The 25,712-nt window shown below is 37.4% G+C and carries 25 protein-coding genes and 2 pseudogenes; 22 read left to right on the top strand and 5 right to left on the bottom strand.

What is annotated here, in order from left to right; all coding sequences use genetic code 11:
- Window positions 1-11 precede the first annotated feature (11 nt).
- From P3T75_RS08135 to P3T75_RS08115, 5 genes are all read left to right on the top strand, one after another.
- A complete protein-coding gene (locus P3T75_RS08135) occupies window positions 12-629 on the top strand; it encodes an SAG1386/EF1546 family surface-associated protein (protein ID WP_282461301.1) in 618 nt (205 codons plus the stop codon).
- A gap of 173 nt (window positions 630-802) precedes the next feature.
- Window positions 803-1,477 (top strand): (d)CMP kinase, encoded by a 675-nt coding sequence (gene cmk, locus P3T75_RS08130; RefSeq protein ID WP_282461300.1) that lies wholly within the window; start codon window positions 803-805, stop codon window positions 1,475-1,477.
- Window positions 1,478-1,757: 280 nt separating this feature from the next.
- Window positions 1,758-3,020, top strand: a complete 1,263-nt coding sequence (gene rpsA / locus P3T75_RS08125; RefSeq protein WP_206905616.1) for a 30S ribosomal protein S1 — start codon at window positions 1,758-1,760, stop codon at window positions 3,018-3,020.
- Between the two features lie 214 nt (window positions 3,021-3,234).
- Entirely contained in the window at window positions 3,235-4,545 is a 1,311-nt protein-coding gene (gene der, locus P3T75_RS08120; protein WP_206905617.1) for a ribosome biogenesis GTPase Der, read from the top strand.
- 238 nt (window positions 4,546-4,783) lie between these two features.
- Window positions 4,784-5,059 carry an HU family DNA-binding protein gene (locus tag P3T75_RS08115; RefSeq protein WP_016172327.1) on the top strand — a complete coding sequence of 92 codons (276 nt, stop codon included), beginning with the start codon at window positions 4,784-4,786 and terminating at the stop codon, window positions 5,057-5,059.
- An 84-nt stretch (window positions 5,060-5,143) separates the two neighbouring features.
- On the opposite strand, the gene P3T75_RS08110 is transcribed toward P3T75_RS08115, so the two are convergent.
- The 3 genes from P3T75_RS08110 to P3T75_RS08100 all read right to left on the bottom strand — a co-directional run bounded on the left by P3T75_RS08110 (window position 5,144) and on the right by P3T75_RS08100 (window position 7,677).
- A complete protein-coding gene (locus tag P3T75_RS08110) occupies window positions 5,144-6,292 on the bottom strand; it encodes a tyrosine-type recombinase/integrase (RefSeq protein ID WP_282461299.1) in 1,149 nt (382 codons plus the stop codon).
- 98 nt (window positions 6,293-6,390) lie between these two features.
- Entirely contained in the window at window positions 6,391-7,146 is a 756-nt protein-coding gene (locus P3T75_RS08105; protein ID WP_282461298.1) for a hypothetical protein, read from the bottom strand.
- 93 nt (window positions 7,147-7,239) lie between these two features.
- The gene (locus tag P3T75_RS08100) at window positions 7,240-7,677 is read right to left on the bottom strand and encodes a S24 family peptidase (RefSeq protein ID WP_282461297.1); all 438 of its coding nucleotides are present in this window, start codon (window positions 7,675-7,677) and stop codon (window positions 7,240-7,242) included.
- A gap of 24 nt (window positions 7,678-7,701) precedes the next feature.
- Here P3T75_RS08100 and trpF point away from each other — a divergent pair.
- The 12 genes and pseudogenes from trpF to P3T75_RS08040 all read left to right on the top strand — a co-directional run.
- Window positions 7,702-7,794, top strand: a pseudogene (gene trpF, locus P3T75_RS08095) (phosphoribosylanthranilate isomerase); the annotation flags it as partial.
- A gap of 20 nt (window positions 7,795-7,814) precedes the next feature.
- A complete protein-coding gene (gene trpB, locus P3T75_RS08090) occupies window positions 7,815-9,002 on the top strand; it encodes a tryptophan synthase subunit beta (RefSeq protein WP_282461296.1) in 1,188 nt (395 codons plus the stop codon).
- Between the two features lies 1 nt (window position 9,003).
- Window positions 9,004-9,768: a tryptophan synthase subunit alpha gene (trpA, locus tag P3T75_RS08085; protein ID WP_282461295.1), complete on the top strand. Its 765-nt coding sequence runs from the start codon at window positions 9,004-9,006 to the stop codon at window positions 9,766-9,768.
- A gap of 428 nt (window positions 9,769-10,196) precedes the next feature.
- Window positions 10,197-11,885 (top strand): dihydroxy-acid dehydratase, encoded by a 1,689-nt coding sequence (ilvD, locus tag P3T75_RS08080; protein WP_282462587.1) that lies wholly within the window; start codon window positions 10,197-10,199, stop codon window positions 11,883-11,885.
- A gap of 5 nt (window positions 11,886-11,890) precedes the next feature.
- Window positions 11,891-13,600, top strand: coding sequence for a biosynthetic-type acetolactate synthase large subunit (gene ilvB, locus P3T75_RS08075; protein ID WP_282461294.1), 1,710 nt, complete (start codon window positions 11,891-11,893; stop codon window positions 13,598-13,600).
- Between the two features lies 1 nt (window position 13,601).
- Window positions 13,602-14,078 (top strand): acetolactate synthase small subunit, encoded by a 477-nt coding sequence (ilvN, locus tag P3T75_RS08070; RefSeq protein ID WP_206905647.1) that lies wholly within the window; start codon window positions 13,602-13,604, stop codon window positions 14,076-14,078.
- 51 nt (window positions 14,079-14,129) lie between these two features.
- Window positions 14,130-15,125, top strand: a complete 996-nt coding sequence (gene ilvC, locus P3T75_RS08065) for a ketol-acid reductoisomerase (RefSeq protein ID WP_282461293.1) — start codon at window positions 14,130-14,132, stop codon at window positions 15,123-15,125.
- A 17-nt stretch (window positions 15,126-15,142) separates the two neighbouring features.
- On the top strand, window positions 15,143-16,399 hold the full coding sequence (gene ilvA / locus P3T75_RS08060) for a threonine ammonia-lyase IlvA (RefSeq protein WP_206905651.1): 1,257 nt from the start codon (window positions 15,143-15,145) through the stop codon (window positions 16,397-16,399).
- Between the two features lie 287 nt (window positions 16,400-16,686).
- Complete coding sequence (gene rpsN / locus P3T75_RS08055) at window positions 16,687-16,956, top strand: 30S ribosomal protein S14 (protein WP_206905659.1); 270 nt, start codon at window positions 16,687-16,689, stop codon at window positions 16,954-16,956.
- 127 nt (window positions 16,957-17,083) lie between these two features.
- Window positions 17,084-18,133, top strand: coding sequence for a hypothetical protein (locus P3T75_RS08050; RefSeq protein ID WP_282461292.1), 1,050 nt, complete (start codon window positions 17,084-17,086; stop codon window positions 18,131-18,133).
- Window positions 18,133-19,388 (top strand): annotated as a pseudogene (locus P3T75_RS08045) (tetratricopeptide repeat protein). Before P3T75_RS08050 ends, P3T75_RS08045 begins: the two are co-directional and overlap by 1 nt.
- A 19-nt stretch (window positions 19,389-19,407) precedes the next feature.
- Window positions 19,408-19,971, top strand: coding sequence for a ReoY family proteolytic degradation factor (locus P3T75_RS08040; RefSeq protein ID WP_206905662.1), 564 nt, complete (start codon window positions 19,408-19,410; stop codon window positions 19,969-19,971).
- A gap of 65 nt (window positions 19,972-20,036) precedes the next feature.
- On the opposite strand, the gene P3T75_RS08035 is transcribed toward P3T75_RS08040, so the two are convergent.
- Complete coding sequence (locus P3T75_RS08035; RefSeq protein WP_206905663.1) at window positions 20,037-20,933, bottom strand: YitT family protein; 897 nt, start codon at window positions 20,931-20,933, stop codon at window positions 20,037-20,039.
- A gap of 152 nt (window positions 20,934-21,085) precedes the next feature.
- Here P3T75_RS08035 and P3T75_RS08030 point away from each other — a divergent pair, with 152 nt between their 5' ends.
- The 5 genes from P3T75_RS08030 to rpmG all read left to right on the top strand — a co-directional run bounded on the left by P3T75_RS08030 (window position 21,086) and on the right by rpmG (window position 23,994).
- On the top strand, window positions 21,086-21,448 hold the full coding sequence (locus tag P3T75_RS08030) for a nucleotide pyrophosphohydrolase (RefSeq protein ID WP_282461291.1): 363 nt from the start codon (window positions 21,086-21,088) through the stop codon (window positions 21,446-21,448).
- A complete protein-coding gene (locus tag P3T75_RS08025) occupies window positions 21,435-22,652 on the top strand; it encodes a CCA tRNA nucleotidyltransferase (protein ID WP_282461290.1) in 1,218 nt (405 codons plus the stop codon). The genes P3T75_RS08030 and P3T75_RS08025 overlap by 14 nt, the downstream gene beginning before the upstream one ends.
- A complete protein-coding gene (locus tag P3T75_RS08020) occupies window positions 22,652-23,005 on the top strand; it encodes a thioesterase family protein (protein WP_206905667.1) in 354 nt (117 codons plus the stop codon). The genes P3T75_RS08025 and P3T75_RS08020 overlap by 1 nt, the downstream gene beginning before the upstream one ends.
- A 124-nt stretch (window positions 23,006-23,129) precedes the next feature.
- Window positions 23,130-23,585 (top strand): hypothetical protein, encoded by a 456-nt coding sequence (locus P3T75_RS08015; RefSeq protein WP_206905669.1) that lies wholly within the window; start codon window positions 23,130-23,132, stop codon window positions 23,583-23,585.
- A 259-nt stretch (window positions 23,586-23,844) separates the two neighbouring features.
- Entirely contained in the window at window positions 23,845-23,994 is a 150-nt protein-coding gene (rpmG, locus tag P3T75_RS08010; RefSeq protein ID WP_016172256.1) for a 50S ribosomal protein L33, read from the top strand.
- 514 nt (window positions 23,995-24,508) lie between these two features.
- Here the strand turns inward: rpmG and P3T75_RS08005 are convergent.
- A complete protein-coding gene (locus tag P3T75_RS08005; RefSeq protein ID WP_282461289.1) occupies window positions 24,509-25,528 on the bottom strand; it encodes an AI-2E family transporter in 1,020 nt (339 codons plus the stop codon).
- Window positions 25,529-25,712: the final 184 nt, after the last annotated feature.

Genomic DNA, 25,712 nt, shown 5'->3' with positions numbered 1-25,712 from the left:
AGGTAGGAACATTGAGTAAAAAGAAAAATGATTTTGACAACGAAACACAAGAACCATGGGAACAACCAATTTATGATACCGATGATGAAACTTCATCACGAGCACAACAGCGCCGTCAAAAGCGTGGAACATCAAAGTTCTTAGTTATTTTGGTCATCTTATTATCACTTTGTATCTTAGTACCAGCAGGCTTTGTTATGTGGTTAACACATGATAAGAAGAATGCCGATTCTACACCATCAACGGCTTCTTCGTCATTAGTTTCTTCAACCAAAGAATTATCGACTGAAGAATCTTCAACAGCCGAAAGTTCAACGACTGAATCTTCTGAAAGTGAATCAAGTTCAAGTTCAAGTGAAGAATCAGTACCAAGCTCAACGGAAAATAATCAACAAGAAAATCAAAATCAAGAGCAACAAAATCAAGCAAACCAAAATCAACAACAAAATCAAAATCAACAAGATCAAAATGCACAAGCTGGTGAACAATACATCACTGTTCAAAATGGTGAAGGTCCAAATCAAGTTGCAGCGCGAGCTGGGATTTCAGTTGATCAACTATATCAACTAAATGGCATTGATCCAAATAACTTCTTGTTATATCCAGGCCAACAATTACGAATTAAGTAAAAAATAGCCGCTCCAAAAATCACGGTATTTTTGGTTCGGCTTTCTTAATGTCTAGTTTTTTAATTTACTTTGTACATGCTAAGTTCTTACTTAAAAGCGAAGGTTACTTTAAGCATTTGTTAAAAAAAGTATTTAAAAAGCTTTTCTAATGTCTAAAGATAGGTGGCAAACAAATGGAAAAAATTAATATTGCAATTGATGGACCAGCTTCTTCTGGTAAAAGTACAGTAGCGAAAATTTTAGCAAAAGATTACGGCTTCATCTATACGGATACAGGGGCTATGTACCGTAGTGTGACTTTCATGGCGATTAAACATCACGTCTTATTTTCAGATGAAGCAGGGCTAGTTGCGCTAATCCATCGTTATCCGATTACGTTTAAGCAAAGTGAAGCAGGACAATTGGTTTTTATTAATGGTGAGGATGTCACCTTAGCTATCAGAAAATCAGATGTCACCAATAACGTCTCTGAAGTTTCTGCCCATGAGTTAGTTCGCAAAGAGCTCGTTAAGCAACAACAAATCATCGCAAAAGACGGTGGTGTGGTGATGGATGGACGGGATATTGGCACAGCTGTGTTACCAACTGCTGAAGTGAAAATTTTTCTAGTTGCAAGTGTCAAAGAAAGAGCAGAACGCCGCTACAAAGAAAATCAGGCAAAAGGAATCCCAACAGATTTTGAAACGTTAAAAGCAGAAATTGAAAAACGGGATTACATTGACTCCCATCGTGAAGTCTCTCCTTTAAAACAAGCGCAAGATGCAATTTTAATTGATACGACCGGAAAAACAATCGTAGAAGTAGTGGCAATGATTAAAGCAGTTGTTAACGAAAAAGGTTATTTGTAATTTTTGAGACTTACACAGTTTAGGTGTAAGTCTTTTTGTTTGGTGAAATGTTTTTTGTGTCGTTATAATAGACTGAGAGGCTAAATTTTATCTAAAGTAACGCTATCTTCGGATGAAATTTACTGGTAACATCAATTTTAAAGGGAAAAAACGCTAAAATGGAGCAATTTTCAAGAAATAATGGAAATCGCTTTATTTTTGGGGTAGAATAATTTAAACTTAAAATTGTAGTGTGTAGTGCACAGCGATCGATTAATTGTTGGTTAGGAGGACATATGTCATGACAGAATTTGAAAACAATCAAGTAGAAAACGGCGAATCTATGGCGGATGCTTTGGAAAGCTTCCAAGAAGTCAAGGTGGGGGATATTGTCAAAGGCGAAGTTTTAGCCGTTGAAGACAAACAAGCCATCGTCGGTATTGAAGGCGCTGGTGTTGAAGGGGTAGTTCCAGTTAAAGAATTATCAACTCTTCCAGTTGAAGATATCAACGAAGCTGTAAAAGTAGGGGATGTCTTAGAGTTAGTTGTCATCTCTTCGATTGGTAAAGATAAAGAAAACGGTAGTTACTTATTATCAAAACGCCGTTTAGATGCAAAAAAAGTCTGGGAAGATATTGAACAAGACTTTAAAGATGGCAAAATTATCGAAGCACCTGTTACCAATGTGGTTAAAGGTGGCTTAGTTGTTGATGTTGGCGTGCGCGGTTTTGTGCCAGCTTCAATGGTTGAAGATCATTTTGTAGCTGATTTTGAAGAATATAAAGGTCAAACTTTGACTTTCAAAATTATCGAAATTGAACCATCAGAAAATCGTTTGATCTTATCACATAAAGCAGTTGTGGAAGCACAAAAAGCTGTTCGTAAAGAAGAATTGTTAAGTTCTATTCACGATGGTGATGTGATTGAAGGGACAGTTGCACGTTTAACTGATTTTGGTGCCTTTGTTGACCTGGGGGGAATTGATGGTTTAGTTCACGTATCTGAAATTTCTCATAGTCATGTCGACAAACCAAGCGATGCTCTAAAAGTTGGCGATAAAGTACAAGTAAAAGTATTATCGATTGATCCTGAAAAAGAACGTATTTCATTATCTATTAAAGATACTTTGCCTGGACCTTGGTCTGACATTGAAGAAAAGGCAGCAGTGGGAACAGTTTTAGATGGTACTGTAAAACGTCTAACAAGTTTTGGTGCTTTTGTAGAAGTATTCCCAGGGGTAGAAGGATTGGTTCACATTTCCCAAATTTCTCACAAACACATTGCCACACCTCATGAAGTATTGCATGAAGGTGACGAAGTGAAAGTGAAAGTTTTGGAAGTAAATCCTGATGAACATCGCATTGCGCTTTCAATTAAAGCATTAGAAGAAAAACCAGCTGAAGAAAAAGTTGTGGAAGAAGACAGCTATGAATTACCAGAAGAAAGTACTGGTTTTACAATGGGTGATATTTTAGGTCAAGCTTTAGCTGATAATGATGACGCAAATGAAGAAGCAACTGTTTCTGAAGATGCAAATGACGTCGTTAAAGAAGACGAAGAATAATTTCTTATAAGTTGTAAAAAATGAAGAGATACTGCATAATTTCTCTATGAGATGCAGTGTCTCTTTTCTTTTTTTTTACTTGCATGTTGTCTGTGCTTTAGGTAAACTAAGAAAGATTGTGCAAGTGGACTGTATTATCAGATAAATTTTGTTACGATAAAGATAAAATTTTTTATTAAAAGAAATTGTTGTGAAGAAACGAGGAGGTAGAGTTATGGCAAATCCAACTCTTGCGATTGTCGGCCGTCCCAATGTGGGAAAATCGACAATTTTTAACCGTATTGCCGGTGAGCGTATTTCAATTGTGGAAGATACTCCAGGTGTTACGCGAGACCGTATTTATGCAAGTGGTGAATGGCTAGGTCGCGATTTCAGTATTATTGATACTGGTGGGATTGACTTAGGTGATGAACCTTTTATGGAACAAATTAAACATCAAGCAGAAATTGCAATTGATGAAGCTGATGTGATTATTTTTGTCACGAGCGCTAAAGAAGGCGTGACTGATGCTGACGAAATGGTCGCACGGATTTTATATCGCAGTAATAAACCAGTAATTTTAGCTGTCAATAAAGTCGACAATCCCGAAATGCGTTCTGAAATTTATGAGTTTTATTCTTTAGGACTAGGCGATCCGTATCCAATTTCTGGTAGCCATGGTTTAGGTCTAGGGGATGTATTAGACGAAGCTGTTAAACATTTTAGTGATGAAATGGAAGAAGAAGACGAGGGTGTTATTAAATTTAGTTTGATCGGTCGTCCTAATGTTGGAAAATCTTCTTTAATCAATGCAATCTTAGGTGAAGATCGCGTAATTGTTTCAGATATTGAAGGAACAACTAGAGACGCAATTGATACGCATTTTACTTCTGAAAACGGGCAAGAATTTTTAATGATCGATACAGCTGGTATGCGTAAGCGTGGCAAAGTGTATGAAAGTACCGAAAAATATTCGGTCATGCGAGCAATGCGGGCAATTGAACGTTCCGACGTTGTTTTAATGGTCTTAAATGGTGAAGAAGGCATCCGGGAACAAGACAAACGGGTAGCAGGCTATGCTCATGAGGCCGGTAAAGGAATGATTATAGTTGTCAACAAGTGGGATTTAGTTGAAAAAGAAACCAATACCATGCGCGATTTTGAAGCTGAAATTAGAGATGAGTTTCAATATCTGGATTACGCACCGATTATTTTCGTTTCTGCTGTAACCAAACAACGCCTAGGAAAATTACCAGAATTAATTGAAGAAGTCAGCATGAATCAAAATCTTCGGGTTCCATCAGCAGTCTTAAATGATATTATAATGGATGCGGTGGCAATTAATCCAACACCTACAGATAAAGGCAAACGTTTGAAGATTTTTTACGCAACGCAAGTGGCAGTAAAACCACCAACCTTTATTATTTTTGTGAATGAAGAAGAATTGATGCACTTTTCATATGCACGCTTTTTAGAAAACCAAATTCGGAAAGCCTTCACCTTTGAAGGAACGCCAATTCGAGTTATTCCAAGACGGCGAAAATAGCGATTTTATCATATTTTTATCGCTTTATCAAAAGATAACGCTCCCTTTTGATAAAAAGAATCATGCAGGTGAAAAAAGCTACTTAAAATGCCCAAAATCCTTGATATTACAAGGTTCTTATGATAACGTAGTATCAGAATATTGATACTGATCAATATTTTTCACAGAAAGTTGGACCACTCAAATTTTTGTGAATTGATGTTTACATCAAGACTCTTTTTAGGAGGTGAAATCATCCATGGCAAATAAAGCTGAATTGATCGAAAAAGTTGCACAAGCTACTGACTTAACTAAGAAAGACGCTACTGCAGCTGTAGATGCTGTTTTCTCAACAATCCAAGATGCTTTAGCTAAAGGTGAAAAAGTTCAATTAATCGGTTTTGGTAACTTTGAAGTTCGCTCTCGCGCGGCTCGTAAAGGACGTAACCCACAAACTGGTGATGAAATTGAAATCCCTGCAAGCAAAGTACCTGCTTTCAAACCAGGTAAAGCATTGAAAGATGCTGTAAAATAAAACAGCTTTAGGAAGCCTGTAATATCGGGCTTCCTTCTTTTTTTATTTTATTTTTATTTGTAAAAGGGGCAACTAAGGGGCAACTTACAAACCTAAATCAGATAGCTTGTCCGTGATACTGGCACGCATCTTTTTGGTAACATGAGTATAGATTTTATTTGTGATGTCCGAGTCCTCGTGACCCACACGCTCCATAATCGCTGCAAGCTGTATGCCATTTTCTGCCAACAAGGATACATGTGTGTGGCGGAAGATATGCGAGGTGAGCGTTTTGTATTCTAATCCAATGCGCTGTCCAGCTTTTCTGAGCGCTACGTTAAACGAGTTGTACGGCATCGGTGTGCCGTTTTTTGATACAAACAGATAACCACCTGGTAAATAGCCGTCAATAGTCAGCGTGTCTAGCTTCGTTTCGTCAATCGTACGCAAGACGAGTTCTGTGCATCGTTTCGTCAAATCAATTTCACGGTTGCTTGTTACTGTTTTTGGAGGGCCCTTTATGGCTAATTTAAAGCCGTTCTGGTAGTTAATCGTGCCGGTGATACATAGTACACCAAAATCATTTTTAAAGTCCTCTGGCGTTAATATGACGGCCTCACCTATCCGACAGCCCGTTAAGTACATAAACTCCGCAAGCCTACCTACACGATATGTCGAGGGCCTGCGGTATAGTTCTTTGATCAAACGTTCGGCCTCGTCTTTTTCGAGGTACTTATTAGTAATTTTGTCTCGATCAGATTGCTCTTTTTTTCTGTATACGACTTGCACGTTTTCGAGCGGATTGCTATCTAAATACTCCAAACGGATAGCGTAGCGGAAGGCTTGATTTAACTGAGATTTCATGCCACTAATATAATCGTTTGAGTAGTCTAAGCCGTCAAAAAATGTCTGAAACAACTGGATATCTACATTTTTGATTAACGTCTCACCATCTATATGATCAAAAATGACTTTCTGCTGTGCGTTGTATGCGCTGATGGTGGAGGGGCGGATACCTTCTTTTTTCTTGTGGATAGGATACCACTCGTCAAACAGTTGTTTGAGTGTGAGATCCGTTTGTTTCTTCTGACTTGCTTTCCCAATTTTATCATCTAGCAATTTCTGCGCTTTTTTCTGTGCTTGCTTACTGTCGCTGGTCAGTATCACTGACTTGCGTTTGTACTTTTCCGTATACGGGTCTTTGTAGCGCTCGATATATTTAAACCTGCCGTCTGGCAATGTCTCCATCCACATTGTAATCAACTCCTATTATTTGATATAATAGGCATAGCTAAATAAGCCTAGCCGTTTATTTGGTAGACACGCCTATCTGTGGAGGAGGGGCGTGTTTTTTATTTAACTTTTAACTCCATAGAACCGTTTAATTTTTGTGAGGCTAGCGCTTTGCCATCAGCCGTTTTTATAAACAGCATTGGATATTGATTGTAATCAACATTATTCATCGCTGCCCACACGTTAAAGGCTTCGTGCTCCTTGGCTTGCATACCGTCTGCGAACTCTTGTAAGTCAGCTTTTTCATAGTATTTGTATTCGTTTGGCACGTCAATATATAGCATGTTATCACGATTGTAAAAGGTATACGTGCTGATATCTACATTTTTATCTGTTAAATCTGTTTTTAAATAATCAATAAAGCTGGGCATTTGTTCTTCGGTAATTATTGGTAGAGAGTCGCTAGATTGGGATGTTGATGGTTCTGTGCTAACCTCAGAAGCTGGTTCGGAGGATGAAGATTGTAAAGCTTTTTCATATTTTGCTGTATCAAATTTCAACTTGATTGTTTGCTCATCGTTCATATATTTAGCAACTAAATCTGCGCTATCCATAAGGTCATTCATTTTGATAGAGTGAGAAAAGTTTCCGTCGCTATCTCCTACAATCGGCATAGCATTTCCTGCTACCGTAAAAATCGTACCTGCATTTTTCATAGTCCCTTCAATTACAAAAGTTCCGTCTTCTTGCACTGGGATTTCAGTAGCTTTTAAATCAACGAGAGACTCCTTTTTGCTATCTTCTCCGCTACTTCCACAGGAACCAAGTATAAAAACAGCTCCAACCGCCAAAACTAAACTAACTAACTTTTTCATCCATTTCCCTCATTTCTGGTATAATAATTTCACTTAGCAAACATCTTAAATACCAACCCTAGCCGGAGCGCCAACTCCGACTGGGGTATTTTTTTAGAATACGACCTTCCCGATTATTCTAATCTGTTCCGGTGAGACGACTCTATCTTCATATAATTCGTTTATAGAGCGTAGAATAATCGTTTGACTCTCATAATCCTTATATACTTCTTTACACGTCACGCCATCACCATCTATTTCAACGATAGCAATCTCACCGTCTTCCACGTCTGGTTGTTCCTTAACAAATACAAATTGCCCATTTCTGATTACTGGCTCCATTGAATCTCCTATAATAGGAACGGCAAAATCAGCACTACTTGGAACCCTTTCAAATTCTTCTTCCTCTACAACTGTATCGCCATAAACTAATTCAGTCGGGTTGGCGGCAGAAGCTGAATTTTTGATTGTCGGAAGTTTTTCCTTTTTAGGAAAGTGCACCATGTTTCCTCGATTTTGCTCTTCGAGTTGACGTTCAGCAAAGTTATACACTTTTTCTTGGCGAGGTGGGACGAGTTTGCTGTCGATGTTTCAAGTGGCGTTGAAACTGGAGGAAAAAAAGATTTAGCAAAAATTACTGCATTTATTCAGAAAGTTAAAACTAATTAAAATTTTTTAGGAGGAATTATATGTATAAAATGCCAAATGAAAAGGGTTTTTATGGTTCTTTTGGGGGACAGTTTGTCCCGGAAACATTGATGTATGCTGTTAAAGAACTGACTAAAACCTATGAAGCATCAAAAAAAGACGAAGCCTTTCAAGCAGAGCTAAGCTATTATTTAAAAGATTATGTTGGACGTAAAACGCCTTTGTTTTTTGCCGAACGTTTAACAAATTATTGTGGCGGTGGCAAAATTTATTTAAAAAGAGAAGATTTAAATCATACGGGTGCTCATAAGATCAATAACGCTTTAGGCCAAGTTTTGCTAGCGAAAAAAATGGGCAAAACTAAAATAGTTGCTGAAACGGGTGCTGGTCAACATGGGGTAGCAACGGCGACAGCAACAGCGCTATTTGGAATGGAATGCATTATTTTTATGGGAGAAGTAGATGTTAGCCGCCAAGAATTGAATGTTTTTCGGATGGAGCTTTTGGGGGCAAAAGTTGTTAGTGTAACTTCTGGAAGTAAAACCTTAAAAGATGCGGTGAATGAGGCATTACGCTATTGGGTTGCGCAGGTGGAAGATACGCATTACGTGATGGGATCAGTTTTAGGTCCTCATCCGTTTCCTGAAATTGTACGGGACTATCAAAGTGTTATTGGTCAAGAAGCCCGGGAACAATATTTTGCAAAAGAAAAAAAGCTACCAGAAATTGCCCTTGCCTGTGTTGGGGGTGGCAGCAATGCTATGGGGCTGTTTTATCCATTTATAAATGATGAATCGGTAAAATTAATTGGGGTAGAAGCTTCGGGTAAAGGACTTGATACCTCACAGCATGCAGCTTCAATAACTAAAGGGGCAGTTGGTGTTTTACATGGTAGCAAAATGTTCTTATTACAAGATGCGGATGGTCAAGTCGAAGAAGCTTTTTCTATTTCTGCTGGACTAGACTATCCGGGGATTGGACCAGAACATTCTTATCTACATGAAATAAAGAGAGCTGAATATGTAAGTGTAACAGATGAGGAGGCAGTAGCTGCTTTTCACTTGCTTTCCAAGTTAGAAGGGATTATTCCTGCTTTGGAAAGTTCCCATGCTATTGCGTATGCTTTAAAACTTGCCCCAACTTTAGCAAAAAGTGAAGGAATGGTAATTTGTTTATCTGGTCGTGGCGATAAAGATGTAGCCCAAATCAAAGAAAGAGAGGGAAAATAAGATGAAATCACTAACATATTTTTTACAAAAGAAAAGAGAAACCGGAAAAACATTGTTTGTTCCCTATCTCATGGCCGGTGCTAACGGATTAGAAAATTTAGCCCAAGAAATTCATATGTTAGCCGAGTGTGGTGCAGATGCAATTGAAATTGGTATTCCTTTTTCTGACCCAGTTGCAGATGGTCCAACAATTCAAAAAGCGGGCCTAAAAGCATTACAAAAAAAAGTAACATTGGCAAAAATTATCGCTGCCTTAAAAGAGATACACGCACCAGTGCCTTTAATCATGATGGGCTATACAAATTCTTTTTTTCGTTATGGTCTTGAAAAGTTCGTTGAAGATATCGCGCAAACGGATGTAAAAGGAATGATCATTCCCGATTTGCCCTTTGAACATCGTGATTTAGTCAAACCAGTGTTGGATGAAAATGATATTGCATTATTACAATTGATTTCTTTGACTAGTTCAAAAAAACGTATCACCGAACTTTTAAGTGTAGCAGAAGGCTTTGTCTATGCTGTAACACTTAACGGCATCACAGGAAGTAAGAATGATTATGAAAAAAAATTAGACGACCACTTGGCCTATATCACCAAGCAAAGCAGTATCCCGGTTTTGGCTGGTTTTGGTATTAGTCAAAAAGAACATGTGACACGTTTTAAAGCCAATTGCGATGGCGTTGTCATCGGCAGTAAAATCGTTTCGACTTTGGAAAATGAAGGAATAGCAGCAACCAGGAAAATTATTTATCAAATTATGCAATAACGAACCCTAACATTCGTTATGAATGACAAAATATTAGAGTTGAGATAGCATAATTAATAAGTAGTGTTAGAATAATCAGTTTGTCGCAAATTTTTTTGGGAAAAACAGCAAACAATTTTCTGAACAATAAAGAAAGAAAATAAAAAAATTCTGAAAATTCATTGACTTTACTTAGTGAACACGATATATTTAACAAAATTAATTGAAAATAAGCCTTTTTAAGAATAGGAGAATCCTTTATGTGCAAATTCGACTTGAATCATGAAATCGTCATTTTAATTATCAAGTCCTGGACTTAGAACACGGAAGATGAGTAAAAATCCGGTTGTTTGAGTCCTATTTGCGCTAGCGAGAGGGATTCTTACTAAAGCATCCCAAAACATTGGGATGCTTTTTTTCTTAAATCGATAAAAATGGGAGCTGATGAAATGAGAAGTGATCAAATAAAAAAAGGAATCGATGCGGCGCCAGCTCGCAGTTTATTGTATGCAACTGGACAAGTTAAAAATATTCAAGATATGAATAAACCTTTTATTGCCATCTGCAATTCTTATATCGATATTGTTCCCGGTCACGTTCATTTAAGAGAGCTTGCTGAAGTAGCTAAAGAAGCGATTCGCGAAGCTGGTGGCATTCCTTTTGAGTTTAATACAATTGGTGTTGATGATGGGATTGCGATGGGACATATTGGGATGCGCTATTCATTGCCTAGTCGTGAATTAATTGCTGATGCAGCTGAAACGGTGATAAACGCGCACTGGTTTGACGGTGTTTTTTATATGCCGAATTGCGACAAGATTACACCGGGAATGATCATGGCTTCAGTTAGAACTGATGTCCCTTCAATTTTTTGTTCTGGCGGTCCCATGAAAGCAGGAATTGATCCCAAAGGACACAAAGCGACGTTATCTTCAATGTTTGAAGCTGTTGGTGCTTACAAGGAAGGTCAGATGTCAGAAGCTGATTTTAATTTTTTAGAACAAAATGCCTGCCCGACTTGTGGTTCTTGTGCTGGAATGTTTACCGCCAATTCTATGAACTGTTTGTTAGAGATTTTAGGATTAGCATTACCGGGTAATGGAACGATTTTAGCCGTTTCCAAAGAACGAAAAGAATTAGTCCGAAAATCGGCTCATCATTTAATGGATCTTGTGAAAAAACAAATAAAGCCTCGTGAAATTGTAACAAAAGAAGCAATCGATGATGCTTTTGCTTTGGATATGGCGATGGGCGGTTCAACCAATACGGTGTTACATACCCTAGCGATCGCCAATGAAGCACAAATTAATTACAATTTGGAAGAAGTTAATGCAATTGCTAAACGTGTTCCTTATTTAGCTAAAATTGCCCCATCCTCTGCTTATTCAATGCATGATGTCCACAAAGCAGGTGGTGTTTCTGCCATCATTAATGAATTAGTTCACATTGAAGGAGCGATTCATTCCGATCGGATTACAGTGACGGGTAAAACAATTCGAGAAAATGTGGCCCATGCTACAATTCAAAATGAAGCGGTTATTCATCCAAAAGAAAATCCTTATAGTCCAGTGGGTGGACTATCAATTTTATATGGCAATATCGCACCAGAAGGTAGTGTCATTAAAGTTGGTGGGGTAGATCCTAGTGTTAAAGTCTTCACAGGAAAAGCAATTTGTTTTAATTCTCACGATGAAGCAGTTAATGCGATTGACAATCATATTGTTCAAAAAGGTCATGTGGTCGTAATTCGTTATGAAGGGCCAAAAGGCGGACCAGGAATGCCTGAAATGCTGGCCCCAACATCTAGCATTGTTGGACGTGGTTTAGGCAAAGACGTGGCGTTAATTACAGATGGACGTTTTTCTGGGGCAACAAGAGGAATTGCAGTTGGTCATATTTCCCCTGAAGCTGCTAGTGGTGGGCCCTTAGCGCTCATTTGTGATGGTGATGAAATCACAATTGACTTAGTAAAACGAACCATTAACGTAGCCTTATCCCAAGAAGAAATGACTTTTCGTGCAGAAGGGTTACCGCAATTTAAACGTAAAGTCAAAAAGGGTTGGTTAGCCCGCTATTCAGCTTTAGTTACCTCGGCTCATACCGGTGGGATCATGAAATTACCAGAAGAAATGGAGTGATATAAATGGCAAGTACGCAAAAAAATGCAAGCGTCGCAGAACAATTTTCAGGTGCAAAATTATTATTAGACTGTCTAGCAAAACAAGACGTTGAAATTATTTTTGGGTATCCTGGCGGCTCGGTCTTGCCATTATATGACGCGCTTTACCACGAAGATATTCCCAATATTTTAACCAGACACGAACAAGGAGCTGTTCATGCCGCACAAGGATATGCTAAGTCAACCGGAAAACCGGGAGTTGTTGTTGTTACGAGCGGTCCGGGAGCAACAAATGTTGTAACAGGGATTGCTGATGCGATGAGTGATTCAGTCCCCTTAGTGGTTATTACCGGGCAAGTGGTGACGCAAGGAATCGGGAAAGATGCTTTTCAAGAAGCTGATATTTTAGGTATCACGCTACCGATTACAAAAAATAATTATCAAGTCCGTAATATCAATGATTTACCTCAAATTTTAAACGAAGCGTTTCATATTGCCACTACAGGTCGTAAAGGTCCAGTAGTAGTTGATTTGCCTAAAGATATGACAGTTTGTCAAACTGATGCGCAACCAGCAAATGAAGTTCACCTAGAAAGCTATCATCCCAATACGCAGCCTTCTGCACTGCAGATAAATCGGTTGATGGAAAAATTAGCAGAAGCAAAACGACCTGTAGTTTTAGCTGGTGGAGGAGTTGTGGCCGCAAATGCAGCAATGGAACTTACGCGTTTTGTTGAAAAATATCAGATTCCCACAATTTCAAGTTTGCTGGGTTTGGGCGTTCTTAAAAGCGATCATGAATTATTCTTAGGCATGGCAGGTATGCACGGATCTTATGCAGCTAATATGGCGTTAGTGGATTGTGATTTATTGATTAACTTTGGTTGTCGTTTTTCAGACCGTTTGGCAACTTCTCCAAAAGATTTTGCCCAAAACGCAACAGTAGCTCACGTTGATATTGATCCTGCAGAAATTGGGAAAATCATTCCAACTGCGATTCCCATCGTAGCAGACGTAAAAAAAGCTCTTTTGAGTATGTTGAATAAAGAAATTAAAGTCCAAGATACTAGAAAATGGCAATCTTTATGCCTGCAGCGTCACCAAGAAAAACCATTTACTTACGATCGTAATAGCACTACAGAAATTAAACCACAAAAAGTAATTGAACTTGTGGGAAAATTGACGAAAGGTAATGCTTACGTGGTAACTGATGTTGGCCAACATCAAATGTGGGTTGCGCAGTATTATCCTTTCAAATTTGCCAATCAATTGGTTACAAGCGGTGGATTAGGGACTATGGGTTATGGTATTCCCGCTGGTATTGGTGCTAAATTTGGGAATCCCGATAGTCAAATTGTCGTTTTTGTGGGGGATGGCGGTTTCCAAATGACCAATCAAGAGTTCGCTATTTTAAATGAACACCAATTAGATATTAAATTTATTTTGCTAAATAATAATTCTTTGGGAATGGTGCGACAATGGCAGGAAGTTTTCTATGAGAATCGTCGTTCCCAATCAGTTTTTGCAAGCTCACCAGACTTTGTCATGTTAGCAAAAGCTTACGGCATAAATGGCGTCAAAATTGAAAATCCAGCAACGATGGAAGCTGATTTTACTAAGGCATTTAACAAGCCAGGACCAGGTTTAATTGAAGTTGTTATTTCCCCCACCGAACATGTCTTACCGATGATTCCTCCGGGAAAAGCCAATGATCAAATGATAGGGGTGGACTAAAATGAAACGGATGATTACTGCGATGGTCTACAATCACGTTGGCGTTTTAAGTCGGATTAGTAGTGTCTTGTATCGCCGACAAGTGAATATTGAAAGTATTTCCGTTGGAGAAACTGAAGATAAAGAAATTTCTCGCATGACCTTTGTTATTAATGTTGCGACCTTAGCTGAAGTTGAACAAGTCACCAAACAGCTCAATAAACAAATTGCGGTCGTAAAAGTTTCTGATATTACCGATGAGCCACATCTTGAGCGGGAATTGGCACTGGTCAAGGTGAATGCGCCAGCTGCTACGAGAACAGAGATTAAAACAATGATCGAACCCTTTCGAGCAGACATTGTCGACGTGGGTATCAAAACTATTGCCGTTCAAATTGCCGGCTCATCTGAAAAAGTTGATGCGTGTATTGATATTTTAAGACCATACGGAATTAAAGAAATGGCACGTACAGGCATTACTGGCTTTACTAGAGGTTAATCGCAAAAAATTGCTGTTAATATAATTTTGAATATTTGGAGGGACTTTAATATGGTAAAAGTTTATTACGAAAATAGTGTAGAACAAGATGCATTGCAAGACAAAACGATTACAATTGTAGGTTATGGTTCACAAGGACATGCTCATGCGCAAAATCTGCGAGATACAGGACACAACGTTATTATTGGTATTCGTGAAGGCAAATCAGCTGACGCAGCCCGTGAAGACGGTTTTACCGTTAAGTCAGTAGCCCAAGCAACAAAAGAAAGTGACGTTGTAATGATTTTGGCACCAGATGAAATTCAAGGTGAACTTTACGACAATGAAATCGCCCCGAACCTTGCTGCTGGTAATGCATTAGCTTTTGCCCATGGATTTAATATCCATTTTGATGTTATCGCACCTCCGGCAGATGTTGATGTTTTCTTAGTTGCACCAAAAGGACCAGGACACTTGGTTCGCCGTACTTTCACAGAAGGATTTGCTGTCCCGGCGTTGTTTGCAGTGTATCAAGATGCTAGTGGCAAAGCACAAGATATTGCGCTATCTTATGCAAAAGGAATCGGAGCCACCCGCGTTGGTGTATTGGAAACAACTTTCAAAGAAGAAACTGAAACAGATCTATTTGGTGAACAGGCTGTTTTATGTGGCGGTCTAACTTCAATGATCGAAGCAGGTTTTGAAACCTTAGTCGAAGCTGGATACCAACCAGAACTTGCCTATTTTGAAGTATGTCATGAAATGAAATTAATCATCGATTTGATTTATGAAGGTGGTTTTTCTAAGATGCGTCATTCTATTTCAAATACAGCTGAATATGGGGACTATGTTTCTGGGCCACGTGTGATCACAGCCGAAACAAAAAAACATATGAAAGAAGTTTTAACTGATATTCAAAACGGTAACTTTGCCAAAGGTTTTATTGATGATAATAAAGCTGGTTTCCCTGAGTTTAAGCAAATGCGAAAAGAAAACGCCGGACATCAAATTGAACAAGTTGGTAATGAACTACGAAAAATGATGCCTTTTGTAACGAAAAAAGATTAGTTTTGGAGGTGAGCACCTTGGATTTGACGACGGATGTACAAATCAAAAGGGCATACAAAGTATTAAAAGAGGCAGTTAGCCATACGCCATTACAATACGATCGCTACTTATCTGAAAAGTATGAGGCAACGATTTTATTAAAGCGGGAAGATTTGCAAAAAGTTCGGTCCTTCAAGTTAAGAGGTGCTTATTATGCCATAAAAAAACTACCCCATGAACAATTAGTTAATGGGGTAGTTTGTGCTAGTGCTGGTAATCATGCCCAAGGAGTTGCTTATACTAGTCACGAAATGAATATTTCTGCTGTTATCTTTATGCCCACAACGACACCACACCAAAAAATTGCACAGGTAGAATTTTTTGGTGGCAAGAAAGTTTCAATCAGATTAGTTGGCGATACTTTTGATGCTTCAGCAAAAGCGGCAAAAGAATTCGCAGTAAAACACAAAATGGCATTTATTGATCCTTTTAATGATCCAGATATTATTGCTGGACAAGGTACACTAGCGCTTGAAATGATGACCGATGCCCAAAAAGAAGGATTTAAGCCTGATTATATTTTAGCTGCCATTGGTGGCGGCGGGTTAATCAGCGGGATTGCCTCTTATGTAAAAAATACGAGTCCAGCAACAAAAATTATTGGAGTTGAGCCAAAAGGAGCACCTTCTATGCAAGCGGCTTTTGATCATGGTGGTCCAGTTTCATTAAATGAAATTGACAAGTTTGTTGACGGCGCTGCGGTTAAAGAAGTGGGGTTATTAACGTATTTTCATGCCAAAGCTTACTTAGACGCGTTAGCAGTGGTAGATGAAGGTTTAGTTTGTTCGACTATTTTAGAATTATATACCAAGCAAGCGATTGTGGCTGAGCCGGCTGGTGCTGTGAGTGTGGCAGCATTAGAAGTTTTAAAAGATGAAATTAAAGGAAAAACCATCATTTGCGTTATCAGTGGTGGGAATAATGATATTAGTCGCATGGCAGAAATTGAGGAACGTTCTCTTGTTTATGAAGGCTTACAGCATTATTTTGTGGTGAATTTTCCACAACGTCCTGGTGCTTTAAAGGAATTTGTGAGTGAAGTTTTAGGTCCAAAGGATGATATTACGCGTTTTGAATATACAAAAAAAATTAATCGGGGGACAGGTCCAGTCGTGTTAGGTGTCCTGCTTAAAGAAACCGCTGACTTAACGGCGTTATTAACGCGCTTGGAGCAATTTGATCCAACATATATTAACTTACAAGCAGCACCTTCGCTTTACTCATTATTAGTTTAATTAAGTTTTAAAAATAAAGGAAATAGCAGGCAATCGTTACATTTAATTAAATAGAAATGTATCTATTATTTTATGACTATAAAAAATAGCTTCAGCTAAAACTACTAAAAGCAAATGGTAGAGTAGGGTTAGTTGAAGCTTTTTTTTGACATGTAGAATGTATTTGATCCTTCTAAGCTAAGTTATTTGCGGCAAAAGGAAAAACGTGCTATATTAACAAAGCGTAAATATTACGTTTTAAATGCTCAAATAATTGTCTGCTGGCTAAAAAAAGAAAGGACAGCAAAATGGCAAAAAAATCAAAAATTGCAAAATCAAAAAAACAAGAAGCGATGATTGCACGTTATGCGGCGATTCGCTATGAATTAAAACAAGCCCACGATTATGAAGCGTTGGCGAAATTACCCAAAGATTCTAATCCTAACCGCTTGAAAAATCGTGACCGGATTGACGGACGTCCAAGAGGCTATATGCGCAAGTTTGGCATGTCACGGGTGAAATTCAGAGAATTGGCCCATGAAGGCAAAATTCCTGGTGTAAAAAAAGCAAGTTGGTAATTTAATCGGTCGTAGGAAACTTCTCATTAAAAGTGGGAAGTTTTTTTCTTTTTTTTGAAGGAGAAAATGATGGCGAAATCTTTTGGTTCTCTGCCTTTTAATGATAAACTTATACTAGGAGGAGCTTATGGAGAAGAGCTATCAAAAAGACCAATTAACCACACAGATATTTTATGGCGAAACATTAAATAAAAGTATCAATCCTGCTGCTAGCGATAATTTACACGTGATTATTTTAACAAATCAGAAATATTATGATCGTTCTTTTGAAAAAGTTAGTCAGCTTTTCAAAAATGCCTATGACATTGACTGGTATGTTTGTCGCAATCAAACATATTGTAATAATTTAGAAGAACTAATGAATTTACTCCACTTTTTAGAACGATTTCCGTCAAATCGCAATTATCTATTTTGTGGTTATGGAAATGAAGGTGTTATGCAGTTAACTGGCTTTTTAGCACAGACCACGGTTTTGCCCGGGCATTACTGGTGTCTCCCGGTTTCGGTTCGTTCTTTAGCCAAAGCCTTAATCACAGAACAAGCCGTAATGAAACAAAACAGCCAAGTGTTACTGCAGGTTAAAAATTTGCCACAGGCAGTATATTTTGATCAAACTTTGACAGAAGCACAAACAGAGGGAAAATTAGTTGATCTACTAGTTTTCATACGAATAGGTCTAGTTTGTGACTACGATTTCTTGCAAAATTTATATCAGAATTTTCCTAATCAACAACTAGTATATCGCCGTTCTTTTGCTGCATTAATAACAGAGTTGATTGATTATTATGCTGAATCAGCTGAAATTGAAACCTTCGGGCAGTTATTTGAAGCGGCTTTTTACCAAACCGAAAATGGGCATTTGCTATCTTCTAATATGAAACGTTTATTTGGAATTTTATTCCATTTATTCTGGAGCGATGCCAATGACAAACTGCACTTTAATTTGAAAAATTTTTTAATTTGGTTTCAACGACTAGGCTATCCTATTTATTTACCAAAACAGATTTCTTTAACCGATTACCAGTTGCAAGTTTTAGCTCAAGCGCAAAAAGAGGCACCAATTTTCGTGTTAGCAAAAATCGGCAAAGTTGGTAAGAAAACAAAGGTTACCGTTCAATCATTGCAACAAGCAATTGAAAAATATCAAGCTATCATAAAGGAGATTCGTGAAAGTTAATGGAAAAATCATATAGTGAACAAATGCTAGAAGCCTTAGAAAATGAAGATTTGGTGAGTGCTAATTTAGCATTTAATCAAGCGTTAGCTAAAGATGATGATAGTCAATTACACGAATTGGCACAATATTTGTTACAGATTGGTTTTTTAGAAGAATCGGAACAGACTTTTTACATTTATTGGAGAAATATCCTAATAATGAAGAATTATATTTAGGCTTAGCTGAAGTAGCCATTGAAAATGATAATAGTGACCAAGCGTTGAATTTCATTGAAAAAGTTCCCAAAAATAGTGATTATTATGTACAAGCACTACTATTAGCTGCGGATCTTTATCAAATGATTGGTATTCCAGAAGTTAGTGAAGCAAAATTGACTGAAGCTGCAAAAATTTTGCCAGACGAACCTTTAATTCAATTTGCTTTAGCGGAGTTATTTTTCACAACCGAGCGTTTTGGTGAGGCTGCGACGATTTACCAAATTTTATTAAATTCCAATATAACAGAAATGGCAGATATCTTATTAGAGGAACGCTTAGGCACGGCGTTAAGCATGGAGGGCCAATTTGAAGAGGCTGTACTTCATTTGCGTCGCGCACTCGAAACGCAAGTAACCGATGATCGCCTTTTTCAAATTGCTTTTGTGTACCGTCAATTAAAAGAAAATGAACAAGTTATTCAATATCTTGAGCAATTACGCAGTTTAAACCCACAATATCAATCCTTGTATTTGTATTTAGCAGAAGCAATGCAAGATGAAGAGCAGTTAGAAGAAGCCCAAGAAGTAATTGAAGCGGGGATTAAAGAAAATCCTTTTAATGTTGATTTTTATCAATTTGCCTCTGAGAATGTTTACCGACTTCACGATGATAAAAAAGCTGAAGAATATTTGCAAAAAGCATTGGAAACCGGTGATAAATTAGACCAAACACTATTTATGTTGAGTAATCTATACTTAAAACAAGAAGAATACGAAGCGGTTATTACGACGATTGACCAAATGGAAAATCCCGATGACGCCTATGCCCAGTGGAATTTGGCTCAGGCCTATAATCAATTAGAAGACTTTAGCCAAGCAGCGATTCATTACGAAAAAGCTAATATTGAATTGCATCACGAACCAGAATTTATGAAAGAATATGGGATTTTCTTACGAGAAGAAGGTCAGATTCAAGCCGCAAAAGAATTATTGGAACACTATCTGGCTCATGAGCCTGGTGATTTAGAAGTACAGTCGATTTTGGAGGCTTTATCATAAAGAAAAGAAGGTGAGGACGATGTTTATCGACGTCAAAGAAAAGAAAAATTTTCTCAATTGGTTTGTTACCCATGCCTCTTTTAGCCGTCGGGAAGTTTGTTGGATTTTAAATTACTTAGCAAATCATGAAGCAATTTTAAACAATGTTCATTTTGTTGAAAATGCAGATACGACCAGTCGGGGGTTACAGATTCGTGATTTAACAGTCCAAGGTGATCCTATCAAATTGTTTATTTCAGGAAAAGTTTTTGACGACAGCGACCAAATTTTTCATGAAATTCGTTTGAATTGGAAAGATGCGTTATATATTGAATGCCTCTTTGACAATGCGTGGGATAATCCTGGCTATTTGTCGATTTTAGAGGATAATCCTTTCATGAAGTGGAATGAAAACATCGATCCTGATGTAATTGACAGTATTGATCAATTCCTCTTTGAAGAAGAGCAAACGGCACGGATTAAGCAATTGTACCAAGAAATTGATGCAGCGTTAGAAAAAGGTGATGAAGAGACATTTTTACGTTTATCAGAAGCTGTGAACAAAGAGTTAGAGCAATATAAAGGACAAAAAACAGTTGATTAAAATGGCGGTAAAATTTTATTCCTAAGTATTTTAGGATAAGATTTTACCGCCTTTTTTATGAGCGGTTAACTATGATTTTTGACCTTTTTAAAAAAGTTATTTTTGGGGCGTTTGTAAGTGAAGCCTTCACCTGCCACTTCATGGACGTTGATAACGGAAATAAAAGCTTGTTCATCAAATTCAGCAATAATGCGTTTTACTTCCATAACTTCTCTGGAAGTAACCACCATGTACAAAATATTTTTATCTGTACCAGAATAGGCGCCCTCGCCTTTTAAAAAGCTCGTACCCCGTCCGGTTATTTCCATTAAGACAGGTGCCATTTGTTTTGTCTCATTGGAAATAACGAGAATGCCTTTGGCTGAATAGCCGCCGTCTAAAATGGTATCTACGATGTTGGCAAAGACATAAGAGAAAATTAACGTATACATCATTCTTTTTAAATCAATATAAGTTAAGGAAGCCAATAAAATTAAAATATCAAAGAAAAATAAAGAGCGACCGACTGAAATCCCTTGTTTTTTTTCTAAAATGCGGGCGATAACATCACTACCACCGGTGGTACCGCCGACACGGTAAACGATCCCGCTACCAAAACCGGCGATAATACCGGCTAGTAAAGCTGAAATAAGCAAATCATGTTCCAAGTTAATCGCCAAAGGAACTTTCTGCCAAATAAAAAGCCATACAGACAAGCTGGTGGTGCCAAAAATAGTGTAGTAAAAAGAACGTTTTCCTAAAATTTTACCGCCTAAAATAATAATTGGGATATTTAAAACAAAGGTACTATAGGCTGGGTTAATGCCAAATAATGCCCGTAAAATCAAGGTAATCCCAGTTACGCCCCCTTCAGCGAGGCTGTTTGGGATGTTGATATAAATTAAACCAAATGCATAAATACAGGTGCCAATCAGAATTAAAATTAGATCTTTTAATAAAGGAGTATATTTGTTTGTATTCATGGTCTCACCTTCTTTTTTTATCAATTAGAAACTAAGGAAGATAACGCCTGTTTTCTGCCTTCTCAAATGTAGCACGAAAAAATGACACTGACAATTGGCGCATACTTTGAATTGCAGAATTATTTTGATAAGATAATGACAGGAGTGATCACATGACTAAAAAAACATTGCAACAGATGCAACATGAAGTAGATGATTATATCGACCAATTTAAAGTAGGATATTTTTCTCCGCTAGCCCAACTTGCGCGTATGACAGAAGAAGTGGGAGAATTAGCAAGAGAGGTAAATCATTACTACGGTGAAAAACAAAAAAAGGCAGAAGAAGCCCCAAATACAGTTGCTGAAGAACTAGGGGATGTATTTTTTGTCTTATTATTAATGGCGAATTCTTTAGAAATTGATTTAACAGAAGTTTTTGATCAAAATATGGCGAAATTTAATCAGCGGGATTATTACCGCTTTGAAAGAAAAGACGGCAAGCGTGCCCTGGAGGATGAAAATGCGATTAGCTAAATTACCTGAAGAATTCCAACGTGCTTTACCGGTAACCAATCAAATTGAGGCAGCTGGTTTTGAAGCTTACTTTGTAGGCGGTAGTGTGAGAGATATTTTGTTGGGACATAAAATTCATGATGTTGACATCGCTACTAGTGCATTTCCGGCAGAGATTAAAGAGATTTTCCCCCGCACAATTGATATCGGCATCGAGCATGGCACGGTTTTAGTTTTGCAGCAAGATGAACAATATGAAGTGACGACTTTTCGGACAGAGTCGACGTATCAGGATTTTAGACGTCCGGATCAAGTGGAGTTCGTCCGGTCTTTAACAGAGGATTTAAAACGTCGGGATTTCACGATTAATGCCTTTGCGTTAAAAGATGATGGCGAGATCATTGATTTATTTGATGGTTTAATGGATTTAGAAGAACATGTCTTAAAGGCAGTAGGAGATCCTCATGAACGCTTTCATGAAGATGCGCTACGCATGATGAGAGGCTTGCGTTTTGTCAGCCAACTAGGTTTTGCTTTTGAGGTTGAAACTTTTGATGCAATTTTGGAAAACCATGCACTACTCGACAAGATTTCAGTTGAACGCATTTATGTTGAGTTTAGTAAACTTTTGTTAGGTGAATTTCGCAATCAAGCAATTTCATTTCTCGTGGAAACAGAATGTTATTTGTATTGTCCAGGGTTGCGGCATTACGGCGAGGCTTTATTGCGCTTTGCCGACATGAAACCTTTGACTTTCTCCTCAAAAGAACAAGCGTGGACAGTGCTCATTGAGCAAATGGGGATGGGGCAAACATTAATTCGTCCATTTTTAAAACAATGGAAGGCGTCAAATGAGTTAATTCAAAATGTCCAAGCACTTCATTGGGGATTGAAAATACGGCAGGAAAAACCATTAACAAATTGGGAAATTTATCAATTAGGTTTAGAAAATAGTTTGACAGTAGAAGCTTTGGCACCATTTTACAACTTGACTGCTGATTTAAAAAAAATAGAAATGCAATATGAAAAATTGCCGATTAAACAATTACGGGACTTAGCAGTTAACGGTAACGACTTATTACAAACTTTTGATCGAAAGCCTGGTAAATGGTTAAAAGAAATCTTAAGTCAATTGGAATATCAAGTAGTAACACAAGTCTTGGAAAATGATGCTAAAATTTTGTTAAAGACAGCACAAGAAATACTACAAGCAGGTGAGAAGTAATGAGACAAAAACAATTCACAGTCACCAAAGATTTAACAGCAGAAAAAATGGGTTCAGGTGGCTTGGCGGTGTTAGCTACGCCAGCTGTTGTACAAATGGTAGAAAATACTTGTTTTGAATACTTGCAAGAAAAACTAGACAGCACTAAGACAACGGTTGGTGTAAAGTTTGAGCTGGTGCATCTAAAGCCTTCTAAAATTGGTGCAACAATAACAGTTGAAGTGGATATTGAATTAAGTCAGTCAGGCAAAACGCTCTTTTTGTTTCAGTGTTATGAAGGAAATGTTGTGATTGCAAAAGGGAAACATCAACGCGTCGAAGTGAAAACCGCTGACTTTTTGAATCAGCTGTAAGCATTTTCTTATCCTGCATTTTAAAGTTGTGCTAAACTAATGAGTGGAGTGAAACAAATTGTTAAAGTCACAATTGTTGTGTTATCAATCACAAAGGTTGTTGACAATCTGAGGAGGAAGTCAAATGGCTAGAGAAATGACAGCTTTGAAATTTTATTTCCGTAATGGAGAAACTTGGACGATTAACCGTCGCTTTATTGGCGATTTGTGGATTAAACAAATTACCACAAGTTTTGGTCGAATTAATGGCAGTGAATTTGTTGAAATTCATCCATGTGCGGGCTTTAAAATTGAAATTTATCCAGAAGGTGATCATGTTGCAACCCATGATATTAACTTGGGTGGTTTAGAATTGGGGATGTTTGCCCGTGCTTTGAAATATCAAGATATCGAACGGATGGAAATTTTATTTAAAGCCGGCAAACCAGATATGGTCTACTTCCCATATAAAGACAAAGATACAGAAGGTTTGGATAATGTTTACCAAACAACTAAAGTAAGCGAAGAGACAAAGAGCCTTTATATCGTAATTAACCCAGAACAAACAGTAGATGATGTCTACGGTGAATTTTTCGAATAAAAAAAGAATACAAAGTCTCCCACAAAAATTTTAATTTTGTGGGAGACTTTTATCATAACCATCTGTATTTTTCAATCGTAAGATCGCCATATTGAAAAATACAAGTGATTTTATTGTCATCATCTACCACTCTTTATCGTCAAGTAAAACTACTTAACAAAAATCACTTAAAAGACTAGCATTCAGAGAAAAAACATGCTATCATATTCAAGTCTGAGAGAAATCTTAGAGTACGAATGAGGATATGGGAGGGAAAAACATGCGCGTAAACATCACATTAGAATGCACTTCTTGCAAAGAACGCAACTATTTGACAAGCAAAAACAAACGTAACAACCCTGACCGCTTGGAAAAAAATAAATATTGCCCACGCGAAAGAAAAGTTACTTTACACCGCGAAACTAAATAATCGTTTCAGAAACCCTTTAAGACCAGTGTTTTAGAGGGTTTCTTTTTTTAGCGGAAATCAAAGCTATTGCTTATGATTTTTCTTGTTTATTTTTTCTTTCAACCATTTACCTTCCATGACACTTCCCCAAGCAGCAAAACCAATTATTGCAAAAGTGCCTACTATAACAATGATATCACGCATAGGCTTGTCAGCTCCTTTTTAATATTATACCTTAGTCAAAAGCCAATCGTTTTAATAAAACACTTTCTTTAGACTAAATATTAGTGAAAGACTTGTATTAACCAACTTAATTTTTTAAAGACCAACAGTTAAGTAACAGATGAAATCTACTTTTAGTTATTTTTTCTTCCGATTTTTGTTAAAATCTATCAGATTTCATAAAAGTACAGGTTAGAAAAAGGCTGAAGGTGTGTTGTTGAAAAATAATGGACCAAAGTGTTTTCTAACGTGTTAAAAGTTTTACTATTGCGCTATAAGAGGGGAAATCTTTCTTAGAGTTTAATTATTGTACTCAAGTTTCTGAATGCGGAATTTTTTTGACTTTCATAACATCTAAGAAGAAAGTAAAAATTGGGATGCCAACAATCAAGCCCCAAATTCCAAAAAGGCGCTCTGCCACTAAGAGAATCACAAAGGTGTAAAAGATGGGTAATTCTGTACGGCTTGACATAAATTTGGGATTTAAGACATAGGCTTCTAGAATATGGATGCCAAGAATCATGAATAAGATAAAAATTAAGTCCCACATTCCCCCTTGTGAATAGGCAATAAATGACAGCGGAATACTTGAAATAATGGCTCCAGCAACAGGGATGAGACTAAATAAGAAGACCATTAAGCCCAAACTTGGTAGTTGATGAAATCCCATAATGGCTAAGCCGATAACTGTAATAACGGTGTTTACGATAGCAATAAAAAATTGTGCTTCTAAAACGACGCCAAAAGTGTTAATAAATTTTTGGGCAAAGTAAAATATATCTTGAAAAAACCAGCCAAAATCACTAGTAAAAAATAATTTTGAGAAATCTTTTACTTTCTTTAATTCAACGGTAAAAAAGAAGCTCAGTAAAAAAGATAAAGCTAGCGAAACAGCGAGTTTGCCAAAATCGTGGAGGTACCCAATGATAAAGCTGGCGCCGCCTTTTAATTGGTCAAGAAATTCACTCCGTTGGACGTATTGTAAAATCCAGTCGAGGAATTGATTGGAATTAGTCGGTTGGTTGTCGTAGAAGTCTATGACCGTATCGACCATGTGCCAAGTTTGGTGAAATAAGATTGGGATATAGTTGGTTAAGGCAATATACAAAAGTAATAGTGTTCCACCATATAAGGCAACCACGATAAAAATGGGTTTAATTTTGATCAAGCGTTGGACCAATTGTACAAAATGAATAGCCAAATAGGTGAAAATAAAGGTTAATAAGATTGGTGTCATAAGACTACGGGCAAAATAAAGTAAAAAAATGATGCTCAACAACACAACATAGCGTCTTAATTTAAGATTGGCAACAAAATTATGATAAAGTTTCAATTAGACACACCTCGTTTTTATAAATGTTTTCTTTAGTATAGTCGTTTTTGATGAGCAAACCTATTAAATTCAGTTCAACGAACAAAAATGTTAGGTAGTAACATGTTATTCTTAAGGGAGTCTATTTTTTAATGAAGTAAAATAGCAGCTTTTTAAACTGTCTTTTTATAGGTGAAAATTTGAG

Source organism: Enterococcus montenegrensis, assembly GCF_029983095.1.
GTDB classification, from domain to species: Bacteria; Bacillota; Bacilli; order Lactobacillales; family Enterococcaceae; genus Enterococcus_C; species Enterococcus_C montenegrensis.
Note: the sequence above shows the minus strand (reverse complement) of the source record. Positions and strands in the feature narration are given on the sequence as shown.